Consider the following 15,032-nt stretch of genomic DNA (forward strand, 5'->3'; position numbering starts at 1 on the left):
GGACGGAAGCGTCTGCGCGCGGCCCATCCGGCGAGCTGCACGGCCACTGCGGCGGTATGTCGCCGACGGCTACGCTTGGGGAGCCGGTCGCCTTGGCAGCAGGCAAGGACGGGGCTCAGCCGGTAAGGTCCACGTCGTCCTGCGTGAGAGTTTCGCGGGTCGTCTCGGTGAGCCGGTCGGCCGCGATCGACGCGTAGTGCTCGGTCTTCTCCACGCCGATGAAGTCCCGGCCTTCCAGCAGAGCGGCCACGCCCGTGGAGCCGGAGCCGGCGCAGAAGTCGAGGACCGTGCCGCCCTCGGGGCTGATCTTGACCAGCTCGCGCATCACCTCGACCGGCTTCTGCGTGATGTGCCGGCGCTGCGCGCCCGAGGGCTGCGACGCCGAGTACATGCCGGGCAGATAGACCGGGTTCCGGGAGCCGTCGATCGGCCCCTTACTGGCCCAGACGATGAATTCGCAGTTCTGGGTGAACCGGCCCTTCTGCGGCCTGGCCTGCGGCTTGTGCCAGGCCAGCACACCGCGCCACAGCCACCCGGCGGCCTGGATCGCGTCCGTCGTCGTCGGGAGCTGACGCCAGTCGGTGAACAGCAGCGCGGTCCCGCCGGTCTTCGTCAGCCGGTGCGCTTCGGTCATGATCTGCGTCAGCCAGAACGCGTAGGACCTCTGGTCCATGTTCTCGCCGGTGAAGTCGGCGAGGTCGTTCTTGGCATCGGCGGAGGTGTACTTCTGCTTCGCGGAGCGGGTGGTGCGCTCCTTCGCGGTCCGGCCCCCGCTGTTGTACGGCGGGTCGGTGATGACGGAGTCGACGCAGCCGTCCGGAAGGCCGGAGAGAACGGCCAGGGCGTCGCCCTGGTGAAGGGAAAAAGGCAAAGAGGGGCCCCTATTTCGGGTGCGGATTCACGGTGGGAACTAGCCGCCTCGCACAGGAGTCCTCGCAGGCCGGAAGTGGGCGTGCAGAAGCCCAGGGCCGCAGACCGAGGAGGCGAGGGGAGTCCAAAAACTGTAGAGGCGAATCCGCCGACGCCCAAGAAGTGCCGTGCGAGGGTGCCGGATTCCGGCACCTCGCGCCAGCTTTTTTGGTCAACCGCCAATCCGCATCTACTGTTTTTGAACCGCCCGGCGCACACCGCCGCTGGCTACTCCCCCGCCACACCTCACGGAGGTACCCCCTTGCCCCGGCACACCTAGCTCACGGCCCGGCCAGCTGGGAGCGAGCGGCAACTCGCCCCGCATCGGTCCGCCTTGATCGCCCACCCCGGCCGCCGCGCCCTTCCACCACGCCTCGCGCACGCGGCACGCCGGACACCGCACCCCCGAAGGACACGCTCATGACGTCTCGCTACCCACCCCTGCCCGACCTCGCTGACCCACGAGCGGTCCGCTCCGGTTGAAGGCGCTCGCCGCCGGCATCGGCGTCGTCTTCCTCTCCCCGCTTCTGCTCGCCGGCACCGGCATGATGATGGTGTCCTCCGCGGACGCCGTTCAAAGCAGCAGCAGCTCCCTCATCTGCCTGAACGACATCGACACCGGCAAGGTCGCCGAGCAGGTCACCAAGATCCTCGACGGGGCGTCCGGCAAGACCGTCCACGTCGAGGGCCTGGACCTGCCCGCCGAGCAGGTGCCCAATGCCCAGACGATCGTGGCCACCGGTATCAGCCTCGACGTCCCCAAGAAGGGCCAGGTCATCGCGCTCGCCACGGCGATGCAGGAGTCGAGGCTGCGCAACCTCAACTATGGCGACAGGGACAGCCTTGGGTTGTTCCAGCAGCGTCCCTCCCAGGGCTGGGGCACCGCCGAGCAGATCCGTGACCCGACGTACGCGAGCGAGCAGTTCTACAAGCACCTGCTCAAGGTGAACGGCTGGCAGCAGATGACCGTCACCCAGGCCGCCCAAGCAGTACAGCAGTCCGGCCTGCCGGACGCCTACGCGCAGTGGGAGCACCTGGCCACCGCGCTGCAGGAAGCCATCGCCAAGACCTTCCCCGGCGCCGGCAACAACAAGGACGCCAAGGAGCCGAACCCAGGCAAGGACCCGGGAGCCGGCACTACCGGCTGCGCTCCGGGCCAGGACGGCTCCGGCTTCGGCCCGATCCCCGAGGGCAGCGTCCCGAAGGGATACAAGATCCCCAAGGACGCCGCCCCGAAGGCACGCAACGCCATCGAGTGGGCGATGCACCAGCTCGGCACCCTCTACCAGTGGGGCGGATCCTGCACCAACGCCCACGGGCCCGACCCGATGGGCCGCTGCGACTGCAGCTCGCTGATGCAGCAGGCGTACGCACACGCCGGCGTCACCCTCAGCCGCACCACGTACACGCAGGTCAACGAAGGCAAGGCAGTCTCGCCCGCCCAGCTCAAGCCCGGTGACCTCATCTTCAGCCGCGGTACCGCGAGCCGTCCCGAGCACGTCGGCATGTACATCGGCGAGGGCCTCGTGATCGAGGCACCGCGCACCACCAAGCCGGTCCGGATCACCCCGATCAAGGACTGGACGATTCTCGCCGCCCGCCGCGTCATCTGACGCCACCGCCCGGCCACCGCTCCAGGCCGGCCGCCGCGGCGATCTCCCGCGCCTCGAGCGCATCGCCCCACCCCCTCTGCTTCCCCTCCCCCCGCCGGCCCCTCGTCTGGCCCGCGTATGCAAGGAGCCCGCCACACCTATGTCCCTCCCTCTCGCAGACCGCGTCATCCAGCTCGCCTACGACCCAGGGATCTCGCCCAAGGGCGGCGGCCTGCCCGGGCTCAGCGTGCTGAAGAACGTCGTCAACTCGATCAACATGTTCGGGATCATCGCCGTCGTCGGCGCCCTCGCCGTCTCGCTCGGCGTGTGGGCATGGGGGCACCACACCGGCGGCCACCAGGCCGAGGCCAACGGCAAGAAGGGCGCCGTCGTCGCCGCGGGCGCCGCCCTCGGCCTCGGCGCCGCGAACGGAATCGTCGCGTTCTTCTCCACCCTCGGCTCGCAGGTCCACTGATGCGGAACCGATTCCCCACCCTCTCGCTGACCTCTTACGGCGTCGGCTGGTCGGCCAACCGACGCATCGCCATCGTCGCTCTGATCGTCACCGTCCTGCTCACCATCGCCGCAGCCGTCGCCTGGCTGTCCGGCAGCGGCAACGCCCACCGGGATCCGACCGCTGCCGGGCCAGCCGCGACGCACAGCCCGTCCTCCTCCGAGGCCCCCGCCCCGAAACCCGAGGCCGACTCCGGTTCCGTGCCCAAGCCGCCGCAGATCTCCGAGCCGGTCGCGTACGCCAAGGCAGCAGCCCAGATGCTGTGGTCCTACGACACCCGCGACACCAGTCGCGACCAGCAGCTCGCCGGCATGCGCGAGTGGATGACCAAGGAGCCCACCTACGCCGACTGGGCGTCCGTCTCCGGCCAGGTCCCTGATCCGTTGCTGTGGTCGCGGATGGCCGACCAGGACCAGCACGCCACCGCCCGCGTCACCGAAGGCCACTACCCGGGCGCGTTCAAGCAGGCCCTCGCGGAGGACCCCTCGGCGATCACCGAGGCGTACATCTACGTCGTCACCGTCAACGGCAAGCAGCAGATCGCCTGGAAGAAGGGCGGCGGCGGAGCCGAGGACCGCGCCGTGACCCTCGCCGTGCAGTGCCGCCCCGGCCACGACTGTGCCCTGGCCGCCATCGCTCCGAGCGTCACGCAGTGACCCGCGCCTGACACGAGATAAGGAGGAGTAATTCCCCGTGGGTTTCTGTGATTACCCCCTGGCGGACAAGCTCTGTGCCGTCGGCGACGCGGTCGATTTCGCCTCGGACCCTGGCAAGGCCATCGGTGACTGGATGGCGAAGTCCGCAGGTGAGCTGGCTGCGGCAGCGGCCGACTTGGCCGCCAAGGCGGTCAACACCACCACGAGGGTCGACCTGAACGCCGGATGGTTCCGCGACAACTACGAGATGCTGCTGCCGTTGGGCCTGGTCCTGCTGGTCGCCACCTTCTGCGCGCAGCTCGTCCGGGCCGCCGTCAGACGCGACGGACAAGCCCTCACCCAGGCGTTCACCGGCACCATGTCAGGGGTCCTGTTCGCGTTCTGCGCCATCGCCCTGACCACAGTCGCCGTCGAAGTCGTCGACGCCGTCAGCGACGGCCTGTTCAAGACCGCGCACCTGAGCATCGAGTCGGCCGTGCGCCGCATCGTGAAGGTCAGCCAGATCGGGTCCCTGGCCGGACTCGGCTGGCTCGTCCCGGTCGTCGTCGGTCTCGGCGCCGCCATCGGCGCCTTCCTCTACTGGTGCGTGATGATGGTCCGCAAGGTCGGCATCCTCGTCATGGTCACCCTGGCCGTCTTCGCGTCCGCCGGCGGCGGCTGGGAAGTCGCACGCCGCTGGCGCAAGGGCTGGATCGAAGCCACCGCCACCCTCGTCGTCAGCAAGCTGCTGATGACTGTGATCTTCGTGCTCGGCATCGCCGCCATGGGCAAGACCGACGCCACCGACGGCATCGCCGCCCTCGCCGACGTCATGTCCGGCATCGTGATCATGATCCTGGTGCTGCTGTGCCCCTATGCCGTCTTCAAGTTCGTGCACTGGGCGGCCGACGGCACCGACGGCGAGTCCATCCACCGCGCCGGCGGCGCAGGAGCGCAGATCGCCAAGGCCCACGCCGAGAACGCCGCCCGCAAGGCCGCGGCAGCAGCCGCCACCGCCGGAACCGGCGGCGCGGCAGCCGGAGCGGGTGTCGCCGCCGCGCAAGGCCCCGACGCCGCAGGCGGAGGCGGATTCCCCGGCGACATCGCCGCCAACCCGACCGGCGACAGCGGCGGCGGCAAGGACGCTTCGCAGGGTGGCGGAACGGGCGGCTCGCCCGGTGGCGGTGCCATGAAGTCCGGCCTGGAGAAGGCCGTCCAGCCCGCGCCGACGAGCGTGTCGGATGACACCAGCGGCCAGGTGGGCGGCAGCCCGGGGCCGGGCGGATCCGGCGTGAGCGCCGCGGCCGGCCAGCAAGGCGGCTGGCAGTCAGTGCCGCCGACCACGACCCCGCCGCCGCAAGGCGCACCGCCGTCCCCTGGGGCACAGAACGCCACGCCCAGCGGGACGGCCTCACCGCCGCCGCCTGCGACCGGCCTCTGATCCCCTGTCCGTCTACCGGGGGCGGGACGTGTACTGCACCCCCGCCCCCGGGTTTCCGCCCGCGCCTTCAGGACCCGCCCCTTGACTGATCTCTCCGTCGCTCCGGTCACGGTGAAGTTTCCGCACCGGTCCCGCCGCGGCATCCTCCTCGGCCTCTCTCTGCCGCAACTCGTCCTTGTTTCCTGCACGCTGGCGCTGCTGCTGATGACAGTGGTCTCCACCGGGCTGATCGGCGCCGTCGCCCTGGCCCCGCTGTGGGCGGCTTCCGGTGCGCTCGTGGTGATCCGTCGGCACGGACGCTCCCTGATCGACTGGGCGCCGATCGTCGCCCGCTACGCACAGCGCCGACGCACCGGCCAGACGCTCTGGCTCGCCCGGCCCGTCACCCGGCCCCGGCAGGACGGCATCCTCCACCTGCCCGGCACGGCCGCCTCCCTCAAGGTGGTCACCCCCGGCGACTCCGCCAACGGCGCCGCGGCCGTGCACGACCCACACCGGCAGACCCTGACCGCCATCGCCCGGGTCAGCAGCCGCGCCTTCGCCCTCCTCGACCCCGCCACCCAGAACCAAAACGTGGGCAGCTGGGGACGCGCCCTCGCGGGCATCGCCCGCACCGGGCACATCGCCACCGTGCAGGTGCTGGAACGCACCGTCCCCGACAGCGGCGACACCCTCACCCGCCACTGGGCCCAGAACGGGCAGCCCCAGACACCGGTCGCCGGACAGATCTACTCCGACCTGGTCGCCTCGGCCGGCCCCGCCGCCGCACCCCACGAGACCTACCTCGCCATCTCCCTCGACCTCAAAGCCGCCCGGCGGCTGATCTCGCAGGCCGGCGGCGGGCTGCCCGGGGCGTTCACCGTCACGGAGCAGACCACCGCCTCCATCGCCCAGGCGGCCCGCAACGCCGGACTGATGGTCACCGGGTGGCTGACCGCGCGGGAGATCGCCGCCGTCATCCGCACCGCCTACGACCCGGGGGCCCTCGCCGCACTCCAGCAGTGGTCCGACACCGGCCGCGCCGAGGCCGATCCCGCAGCAGCAGGTCCCGTCGTCCAGGTCGAGGAGTACGACCGCCTCGCCACCGACAGCGCACGGCACGCCACGTATTGGGTGGAGAACTGGCCCCGCACCGAGACGAACGCCGGTTTCATGCACGACCTCATGTTCACGGCCGGCGTGCGACGCAGCCTGTCCCTCATCTACGTACCGCAGGGGCTCGAGTCCGCGCTGCGGGACGTCCAGCGCAAGAAGGCCGCGATCATTGCCGACGCCAACGAGCGCGCCCGCCGCGGGCAGGTCGACAGCGAGGAAGACTCCGTCGAGTACGCCGACGTCAAACAGCGTGAGCGCCAGCTCATCGCCGGACACGCGGACGTCGCCCTGACCGGCCTCGTCACCGTCACCGCCGAGACCGACGCCCTCCTGGACGCCGCCTGCGCCCAGATCGAGACCCACGCCGTCACCTCGGGCGTCGACCTGCGACGGCTGAACTACCAGCAGCCCGACGCGTTCGCCGTTGCCGCACTCCCCCTGGCCCGCACCACCCTGTAGCTGCCAGTTCGCCCCCACACCCCGCTCCCGCCTCTTTGGCGGCAAGGACCTCCCATTGATCCATCCCCGTCCCAGCGCGCCCGACGCGCACCCCTACCTTCGGGCCGCCACCGCAGGCGTCCGCCACCACGCTCGTGCACTCAACCGTGCCGCGCCCCCGGATCGCGGGCACCTCGACACCCTCCACGCCCACCTCACCGAACTACACCGGTTCATCGACCAGTTGGTCGAGGTAGCAGGGCCCCCGCATCCTGCAGCAGGCCGCCACCTCGCCACCGCGCACACCCGCCTGTGGCAGGCCGCTACCGAGATCCATGCCGCCTTCCACCTGCTGCCCGGCAATACAGCGCAGGCAGACACCGAGACGAGCGCGTGCCATCCGGAACGGCTGCCCGAAGGGCCGCCCGTGCTGACCATCTGCCAACGCCACCTCGCCACCGGGCACAGCATCCGGCGTAAGACCACCCCCACCGACCTCCGCCCACATACCACGGCCTGCGTGCGATGAGCACCACCCGCAGAATCGAGGGCCTCCGATGAGCCACCGGCCCGCTCGCCGCGCCCGCCGCGCCTCCGCCAGCCCGCTGTTCACCCCCCACGGCACCGACCGGGCCAGCCGCAAGGCAGCCCGCCGCCAGCTCGCCGAAGCCGCCGCCAAGGCCCGCGCCGAAGCCACCGCCCACCAGGCCGAGAGCACACCCGCCGAGCACGAGATGCCCGCTCCGCTCTACCCCCCGAGCGGACGGCCCGGGCCCGTCTCCGCGCGCAACAACCGGCTGAAGCTGCCCGCTCACCGCATGACCACCGCCGTGGCCGCCGGCGCCTACCCCTTCCTCGCCGAAGGCGGGCTCGGCGCCGAGGGCATCTACATCGGCCGCGACGTCCACGCGGAAGCGTCGTTCGTCTTCGACCCGTTCGCGCTGTACGGCAAGGTCGAGGGATTCACCAACCCCAACCTCCTGCTCGCCGGGGTGATCGGCCAGGGCAAGAGCGCGCTCGCCAAGTCCTTCGCGCTGCGCTCGGTCGCCTTCGGCTACCGCGTCTACGTCCCGTGCGACCCGAAAGGCGAGTGGACGCCGGTGGCGCAAGCCCTCGGCGGCCGGTCCGTCGCTCTCGGCCCCGGACTGCCCGGACGCCTCAATCCCCTGGACGCGGCCCCGCGACCGGACAGCGTGACGGAGGCGGACTGGGTCGGCGAGATCCGCAAACGGCGCCTGCTCCTACTCGGCTCCCTCGCCCGGACGGTCCTGGGGCGGGACCTGATGCCCATGGAGCACACCGCCCTCGACGTCGCCCTCGACGCCGTTGTCACCCGCGCCGCCGCCACCGGCCGCACCCCGCTGCTCGGCGACGTCGCAGCCACCCTCAACGACCCCAGTGCGCTCGACGAAGCCGCCGGCATGATGTCGGGCCAGCTCGGCGACGCCGCACGCGACCTGGCCCACGCGATGCGCCGCCTCGTCCACGGTGACCTGGCCGGCATGTTCGACGCCCCCTCCACCGTCGCCTTCGACCCGCACGCGCCGATGCTCACCATCGACCTGTCCCGCCTCGGCGGATCCGGCGACGACACCGCCCTCGTCCTGGCCATGACCTGCGCAAGTGCCTGGATGGAGTCCGCCCTCTCCGATCCGAACGGCGGCAGGCGCTGGATCGTGTACGACGAGGCGTGGCGACTGATGCGGCACGTCGGCCTGCTGCAGCGGATGCAGGCCCAGTGGAAGCTGAGCCGCGGCCTCGGTATCGCCAACCTCATGGTGATCCACCGGCTGTCCGACCTGCTCACCGCCGGCGACGCCGGATCACAGGGCCGCGCCCTGGCCGAGGGCCTCCTCGCCGACTGCAGCACCCGGATCATCTACCGCCAGGAGAGCGACCAGCTCCACGCCGCTGCCGCCCTGCTGGGCCTGACTTCCGTGGAAATGGACGCCATCGCGCACCTCAACCGGGGCCGTGGTCTGTGGAAAGTCGCTGGCAGATCCTTCATCGTCCAGCATCTGCTGCATCCCCACGAGCTGGCGCTCTTCGACACGGACGCCCGAATGCATTGAAAAAGCGTCGAGTTCACGAATCCTGACAACACCCCATCGAAGGACTCTCGTATCTCCCCGCGTGAACCGGACTTCGACCTGTACGACAACGTCGGCCGCGACGCCGACCAGATCCACGCCGCCCGGTACAACCTCGCCACCCGCGGCGACCTGAAGCGGTGGGCGCGACGCGATGCGCAGCCCTTCCGCGACGCGCATCCGCTGCCGGACCAGCCCTGGCCCGCACCTGATCTCACCCCCTACCTGGACGCCCTCGCCGCGGCTCAGACTCCGGCAGAGATCGAAGCAGTCACCGACCACGTCCTGGACGCCGCCGAACCTGCACTGCGCGCCGTGAGCGACTACCTCGTCGCCGCCGCCCGGTGGCGGCGGGAGAACCGCGGTGCGGCCAAGGGATCTCCCTCAAACCTGCTGATGACGGCGGCCAGCCGGGCGCTGTCGGTCCTGGCCCTCGCCGACGAGGCCGGCCTGAGCAGGCTGCGCGCCGCCTACGACCCGGCTCCCACCCCCGCGACACCGACCGGCGGCCAGCCTGGGGCCAGCGCAGGCGTCCCGCCCGCTCCTCCGTCCCCTGGTACCGCACCCCGCCGATAGCTCTCTTTCTGCGATTCCAGTGCCGCCCGACTCTCGCAAACGCGATCCCGAGGGACCACCACTGTTGATCGACACGGCACCGCCACCGCCTGCACACGGAGTCCTCTTGAAACGTCCCCCTCACCTGAACGCCACCGAATGGGCCGAATACCAACAACGCCGAGCCGAAGTCGACGACCTCATGGCACAGGTCGCCGACCAGGACGCCCAGATGGAACACGACCTGATCGCCACCCACGACGAGTACGAACTCGGCTTCAGTCAGGAGTCGCAGCCGGTAGTCACCCCCACTGGACGGACGCCTCCACCGCACCGATCTCCCGCCTCCTCCCGCGGGAGGAACCGTGGCCGCTGACGAAGCGAGCACCCCAGACTCCCGCCGCGTTGCCTCGCTCGCACCGCTTCCCGACCACCGCAATGTGGACACCCCGTGGTGGCAGGAGCTGTGGCGTCGCCACGCGCACATCACCACGCCGCTGCGGGCGCGCGGCCTGCAGTGCGACATCGAGTTCGGCCTCAGCGCCTACATCGTGCGCGTCTCTCTCCCCGACGACAGTTACCTGATCATCGGTCCGCCGCAGGAGCCGTCCTCCGACCGCCCGCCCGGAGACCCCGAGGGCTGGATCGCGACGCGTGAGCACCCCGACGACCCGTCGCTGTTCGAGGTCCTCTACGACTCGGCCCCCTCCGACGACCCCGGCGCTCCCCAGCGGCCCGAAGCCCGCCACGGCGGCAGCGCCCAGCCCCTGATCGAGGCGATCACCCACCGCCTGGCCAAGCTCGGACTGCTGCCGCACCCCGTCTTGCCCGGCGAAAGCCCACACGTGCACTCAGCCCAGCCGACGCCCCCGCCCCAGGCCCAGGGCGTCCCCGGCACACCCGACGACGCTCCCATCTACGTCTACGGCGACGCGCTGCGCGCTCTGACCGACCGGCTCAACGGAGCGGAGTCGCATGCGGATGCCGCTGCCCTGCTGCACCAGATCCTGGAGCCCACCGACGGACTGCTGGCGCAGCTCGGCGAGTTCTTCGAAGCAGCCGGGGAGAAGGCCAAGGAAGCGGAGGAGGACGACGGCTTCGACCTGTCGTACGACCTCGCCGACGCCGCCGCCGAGATCCGCAACCTCGGAGAGGTCCTGCACGTGGCCGAGGACAGGATGCGGGCCCTCACTCCGCTCGCGTCGGCACCGCGACTGCACTCCAGCCCGGCCCGTACACCGTCCCTGCCCCCGCGAGTGCTCCCGCCGGCACAGCCGCGGCACACGCGCTGACCCCGGACCATCGCTTCCCTCCCGGAACACATGACCTCACTCCGCACCGACCTGGCCGCCTTCGCCGCCGCCCTTTCCGCGCGCCTGCCCGGCACCTGGACCAGCCAGTACCAGCGCCACTCGCAGTACGCCGACCAGTTCCCCCGCACCGAACAGCTCTGGGACACCGGCCACGTCGACTACGTCGTCAGCCAGTACGTCCTCACCCACGACGCCGTGCTCCACGGGCCGGCCGACCAGCGGCTCTACGTGACCGACCGGCCTCGCTACCCGCACCAGTTCGTCGTCGCTGCGCTCGCCCCCGACGGCGCGCGCATCAAGCCCCACCACTTCGCCGGAGTCGCGGAACCCAACGGCATCGCCGTTCCCAAGGACCCCGCGCGGGCGGCAGCACGCATCGCCCGGCGGCTGCTACCCCGCTACGAACAGGCCCTGCGGGCGGTCCTCAACAACGCGGAGCACCAGCCCCAGCCTCCGCACCGGCCCGCCCCACCGCAGGTCGACCAGGTCCTCACCCTGACCCTGTACAGCGACGGAGCCCTCGGCGCACCGTACGAGAGCGTGCCGGTGGATGCCCGCATGACCCTGTACACCCACGGCTTCCAGTACCACCCGCACCAAGCAGCGTTTCTCCTGCCCACCGCCTACGGGGACACCGGTCGTGCCCTTCGCGTCCACTCCGTGGTCCAGCAGCTCACGGCCAAGGGCATCGGCGTGAACCTGCGCCACTCGGCGCCCACCACCAGCGCTGCACTGCTGCCGGCCCCAGCGAAGGCCGTGTCCCCGCTCCGCCGTACGCGCTGACCCCCCTGCCCCTAGATCCTTGGAGTCTCCATCCGCATCGCCCGCCGCACCCTGCCGCTGTTCGTCGGCGCCGCCTGCCTCGCCCTGGCGCTCACCGGTTGTGCCACCGACAACGATGCTGCCATCGCCAAGCAGACGCCCAGCGCCAGCAGCGCGCCGCAGCCGGCGCCTGCCCTCAGCGCCGCCCAGGCCCGCGCCGTCATCACCCACTACTCGCAGATCAACAACGAGGCCAACGCCGATCGCAACCGCGCCCTGCTCGGCACCATCGAGGACGGCCCGCTGTACGCCATGTCCGTCTCGGACTACGCCGAGACCGAGGGACTTCCCGCGGCCGACCGCACGCCCTACAAGCCCTGGTCCTACGACACCGCCAGCACCAAGCTGTACATCCCGCGCCTGGCCGCCGGACAGGACCGCTGGTTCGCCGCCGCGCTCTCGGACGACAAGGGCAAGGCCCCCTCGCGTCTGGCGGTGTTCGCCGAACGACCCCAGCACAAGCGCTGGGAGATGGTCTCCGTCGTCGACCTCGACAGCCCGAAACTGCCGGACATCGCACTCGACCACGACGGGTACGCGACGGCCGTCGCCGCCGACGGCAACAAGCACCTCGCCGCCGACGTCGGCGTTCTGCGTGCCGCGGTGCTCGACAACTTCGCCACCGGCGGCACGCACACCGGGACGAAGGTCTTCACGCCGACCACGGCGAGCAAGCGGCAGATCGAGGTCCACGACAAGACCGGCACCCGCTACGGGGACCAGGGCACCACCGTCTTCGCCGGCGCCGACAACCGCTACAAGGACGCCTACGCCCTCAAGACCACCGACGGCGGCGCGCTAGTTCTCTTCTCCCACATGCACACGCAGACCGACGCCGTCGCGCACTCCGGCCTGCAGATCAACCCGGGCAAGGAGGACCGGGCCTGGCTCCACGATGTGCCCCGCACCTCCATCAGGTACACGTTCGTGTGCAACGACGCCGCCACCGTCCCCGCGAAGGCTGCCCCGTCCCGCCTGATCGGCTACACCTGCGCCCGCACCGATGCCTCCGGCCCGCCGGTCCCGTCCTGGTCGGACCGCGTGTAGACGCACCCGCGCGCCACCTGATGGCCGCCGAACATTTCCCGCCCCCTGCTTGCTGCGGAGAGCTCCCTGTCCACTCGCTCCTTCATCGCCCGCCCCACCGTCGGCACGGGCTACACCGGCATCCACGTCCAGCTCGACGGCGTGCCCAGCCACCACCTCCCCCTGCTCCTGGCCGCCTACCAGTACAAGTTCGGACGCGACATCAAGGCCATGTGCCGGCACCTCATCGACGACGTCGCCGTCGGCTGGGACGAACTCGGCACCGATCTCCTCGACGATGCCCCGCCCGCACTCGTGACCGCGCTGACCGGCGGCAACCACTGGCCCAGCCGAACCCTCGACCACCTGGTCACCCCGGACGGCTCGCCGCCGGTACGCATGTCGGTCACCGACGAGACCGCCGATGCGCAGGACATGGAGTGGGGGTACGTCCTGCACAAGGAGGGCGTCGAGGTGATCAGCCTCCTGCACGAGGACATCGGCCCCATCGTGAGCTGGGCCATCGACCCGCGCACCGCCTTCAACGACCACCCGGCGGCCTGGTCCTCCCGCGACTCCCCGCCCGCTATCCGGGCATCACGCAGCACGCCGAGTCCGAGCGCTCCTGCCGCAGCCCCGGCAAAGGCCGGCCCCTCGCGCCCCACCGCCCGCCGCTAGCTTTCCCTCGTCTTCCCGGAGCCTTCCCTGCCCCCGCGCACCACGCCCTTGATCACCGTCGTCATCGCCAGCCGCCTGCGCGAAGACCGGCTCGACTACCTGACCGCCATGCACTCGAGCCTGACCCGGCAGTCCGTGCCGTGGGAGGCCGTGATCGCACTCGACGGTGCCTCGCCCGACCGCCTGCCGGCCCCGCTCGCACAAGATGCCCGCGTTCGCACCCTGTCGCTGCCCCGGCCGGTCGGCGCCGCCTGCGCCCGCAACCTGGCCCTGAACCACGTACGCACCCCGTACACCAACTGGGCGGACGATGATGATGAGTTCACCGACGATGCGATGGCTCTACGGCTGAACACCCTGGAGTCCACCGGAGTCGGCTGGTGTGCCGGCTGGAGCGAGGACCAGCACCCCGACGGCTCGACCACCCTGTGGCGCTGCCCCACGCCGCCCGGCCGGCACGAGGCCGGTGACGTGTGGACGTACTGGAAGTCACCGGCAGACACCATCCCCATCGGGCCGACTACGATCCTCGCCCGCACCGACCTCGTGCGCGCCGCGCCGATGGGCGGCCTCGTCCAGGGCGAGGACTACTGCGCGGCCCTCGGCGTCACCGCTCTCGCGCCCGGGATCCTGCTGCCGGTCCCCGTGTACCGATACCGCAAGTGGAACGGGCAGATGACAGCCCAGGTCGGATACGACCAGCTGGAGGCGGCTGCCCGTGAGCACGCCTGGGCGTACGGCCGCAGCCTGCGTGCCGTCCTGCGCGGCGGCGAGGACCTGGTCCGTGACTGAGGCGCAGATCATCCTGGCGCACAGCCGGGAGTCCGGGATCGTCGCCATCGCCTCGGGCGAGCGGTATGCCTGGGCGCACACCGCCCTCGCGGAGAGCGGCTTCCAGCGGGACGACGAGGGCGTCTGGCACCTGCCCCCGGACGGCACCCAGACCACCGTGGTCGACCTGGTCACGTGCGCGAAGCGGCACCGCACCAGCGTGCACACGAGCAGCCGCCGGTTCATCGGCGACGCCGCCCGCGACCTCGCGCGCCTCCTGCCCGGCCAGTGGCACGCCTCGGTCGAGATCTACTCGCACCCGGCCTGGCAGGAAGACCTCGTCCCCTGGATCTGGGACAGCGGCGAACTCGGCCGTGCCGTCCAGACCGAGCGAATCCCCTACGCCGCGCTCCTCACCGACGCGGTGCAGGGCACCGCGCTGCTGTTCATCGAACGTCCCGGCCGTCAACTCGACTACCTGGTCGGAGCCTTCTCGCCCGAGGGACTGGAAGGGGGCTACGGCGATCCCCACGCCCCGCGCAGCATCGTCCTGCCGCCGGTTGCCGGGCAGGCTGCCCAGGCCCTCACCGGCCGGTACCTCCCCGCCTACGAGCAGGCCGTCCACGCCCGCCAGACGGCGGCCATCGCCGCCGTGCTCGGGGACATCCGTTGCGAGCACGACACCTGGCAGGCCATGAACGCCTCCGGCCGCTACAGCGACGCCACCCCGCTGAGCGCCGCCGCTCTCGGCGCCGCGACGGAGTTGTTCCTCGACCACGCCTGGCGCCGTTTCCTGACCGTCGTCGACCACGCCCCTGCGCTGCTCGACCGGTGCCGACCCACGAGCAGCCCGTGGCCCGACGACGCCGCGACCCTCTCCCGTTTGGCCGACGCCGTGATCGATGCCGAGACCCTGGTCGACGAGATCGTCCACGGCGGTTTCGTGCCGGAGCAGGAGCGCCGAGCACGCGCGTGGCCGGCCATCGAGACCTGGCTCACTGACGGCGAAACGCTCTTGCGGCAGGCCCGCATCAGCGCACCCCACCGCCGCCCGGCCCTGCCCGTCGCCGCGCCGGCCCGCCCCTTCACCACGGCCCGCCCCGCGCACCGCGGCCCCTGACCCCTTCCGCCCCACGCCCCGAGGAGAACACTG

General features: G+C 71.2%; 16 protein-coding genes. 15 read left to right on the forward strand and 1 reads right to left on the reverse strand.

The window, feature by feature from the left end; all coding sequences use genetic code 11:
* Window positions 1-115: 115 nt before the first annotated feature.
* Window positions 116-871 carry a site-specific DNA-methyltransferase gene (locus tag ACGF3H_RS28020; protein WP_362491132.1) on the reverse strand — a complete coding sequence of 252 codons (756 nt, stop codon included), beginning with the start codon at window positions 869-871 and terminating at the stop codon, window positions 116-118.
* A 517-nt stretch (window positions 872-1,388) separates the two neighbouring features.
* On the opposite strand from ACGF3H_RS28020, the gene ACGF3H_RS28025 reads away from it, so the two are divergent.
* From ACGF3H_RS28025 to ACGF3H_RS28095, 15 genes are all read left to right on the forward strand, one after another.
* On the forward strand, window positions 1,389-2,522 hold the full coding sequence (locus tag ACGF3H_RS28025; RefSeq protein WP_362491135.1) for a C40 family peptidase: 1,134 nt from the start codon (window positions 1,389-1,391) through the stop codon (window positions 2,520-2,522).
* Window positions 2,523-2,661: 139 nt separating this feature from the next.
* Complete coding sequence (locus ACGF3H_RS28030) at window positions 2,662-2,976, forward strand: DUF6112 family protein (RefSeq protein WP_006143162.1); 315 nt, start codon at window positions 2,662-2,664, stop codon at window positions 2,974-2,976.
* Entirely contained in the window at window positions 2,976-3,671 is a 696-nt protein-coding gene (locus ACGF3H_RS28035; protein ID WP_362491138.1) for a hypothetical protein, read from the forward strand. The genes ACGF3H_RS28030 and ACGF3H_RS28035 overlap by 1 nt, the downstream gene beginning before the upstream one ends.
* A gap of 37 nt (window positions 3,672-3,708) precedes the next feature.
* Window positions 3,709-5,091 carry an ATP-binding protein gene (locus ACGF3H_RS28040; protein WP_362491141.1) on the forward strand — a complete coding sequence of 461 codons (1,383 nt, stop codon included), beginning with the start codon at window positions 3,709-3,711 and terminating at the stop codon, window positions 5,089-5,091.
* An 81-nt stretch (window positions 5,092-5,172) separates the two neighbouring features.
* Complete coding sequence (locus ACGF3H_RS28045; RefSeq protein WP_362491143.1) at window positions 5,173-6,645, forward strand: SCO6880 family protein; 1,473 nt, start codon at window positions 5,173-5,175, stop codon at window positions 6,643-6,645.
* A 55-nt stretch (window positions 6,646-6,700) separates the two neighbouring features.
* Window positions 6,701-7,153 (forward strand): DUF6238 family protein, encoded by a 453-nt coding sequence (locus ACGF3H_RS28050; RefSeq protein ID WP_362491144.1) that lies wholly within the window; start codon window positions 6,701-6,703, stop codon window positions 7,151-7,153.
* Window positions 7,154-7,181: 28 nt separating this feature from the next.
* Complete coding sequence (locus tag ACGF3H_RS28055) at window positions 7,182-8,696, forward strand: ATP-binding protein (protein WP_362491146.1); 1,515 nt, start codon at window positions 7,182-7,184, stop codon at window positions 8,694-8,696.
* Between the two features lie 333 nt (window positions 8,697-9,029).
* Window positions 9,030-9,290, forward strand: a complete 261-nt coding sequence (locus tag ACGF3H_RS28060) for a hypothetical protein (RefSeq protein ID WP_006143170.1) — start codon at window positions 9,030-9,032, stop codon at window positions 9,288-9,290.
* Window positions 9,291-9,396: 106 nt separating this feature from the next.
* On the forward strand, window positions 9,397-9,645 hold the full coding sequence (locus ACGF3H_RS28065; RefSeq protein WP_361226377.1) for a hypothetical protein: 249 nt from the start codon (window positions 9,397-9,399) through the stop codon (window positions 9,643-9,645).
* Entirely contained in the window at window positions 9,635-10,561 is a 927-nt protein-coding gene (locus ACGF3H_RS28070) for a hypothetical protein (protein ID WP_362491149.1), read from the forward strand. Before ACGF3H_RS28065 ends, ACGF3H_RS28070 begins: the two co-directional genes overlap by 11 nt.
* A 30-nt stretch (window positions 10,562-10,591) precedes the next feature.
* Window positions 10,592-11,365, forward strand: coding sequence for a hypothetical protein (locus tag ACGF3H_RS28075; RefSeq protein ID WP_362491152.1), 774 nt, complete (start codon window positions 10,592-10,594; stop codon window positions 11,363-11,365).
* A 291-nt stretch (window positions 11,366-11,656) separates the two neighbouring features.
* A complete protein-coding gene (locus ACGF3H_RS28080) occupies window positions 11,657-12,451 on the forward strand; it encodes a hypothetical protein (protein ID WP_362491154.1) in 795 nt (264 codons plus the stop codon).
* Window positions 12,452-12,592: 141 nt separating this feature from the next.
* Window positions 12,593-13,108, forward strand: coding sequence for a hypothetical protein (locus ACGF3H_RS28085; RefSeq protein ID WP_360965049.1), 516 nt, complete (start codon window positions 12,593-12,595; stop codon window positions 13,106-13,108).
* Between the two features lie 48 nt (window positions 13,109-13,156).
* Window positions 13,157-13,900: a glycosyltransferase gene (locus ACGF3H_RS28090; protein ID WP_362491156.1), complete on the forward strand. Its 744-nt coding sequence runs from the start codon at window positions 13,157-13,159 to the stop codon at window positions 13,898-13,900.
* Window positions 13,893-14,999 carry a hypothetical protein gene (locus ACGF3H_RS28095; RefSeq protein WP_362491158.1) on the forward strand — a complete coding sequence of 369 codons (1,107 nt, stop codon included), beginning with the start codon at window positions 13,893-13,895 and terminating at the stop codon, window positions 14,997-14,999. Before ACGF3H_RS28090 ends, ACGF3H_RS28095 begins: the two co-directional genes overlap by 8 nt.
* Window positions 15,000-15,032: the final 33 nt, after the last annotated feature.

The sequence above is a fragment of the Streptomyces sp. NPDC048185 genome (assembly GCF_043202495.1).
In the GTDB taxonomy this organism is placed as follows: domain Bacteria; phylum Actinomycetota; class Actinomycetes; order Streptomycetales; family Streptomycetaceae; genus Streptomyces.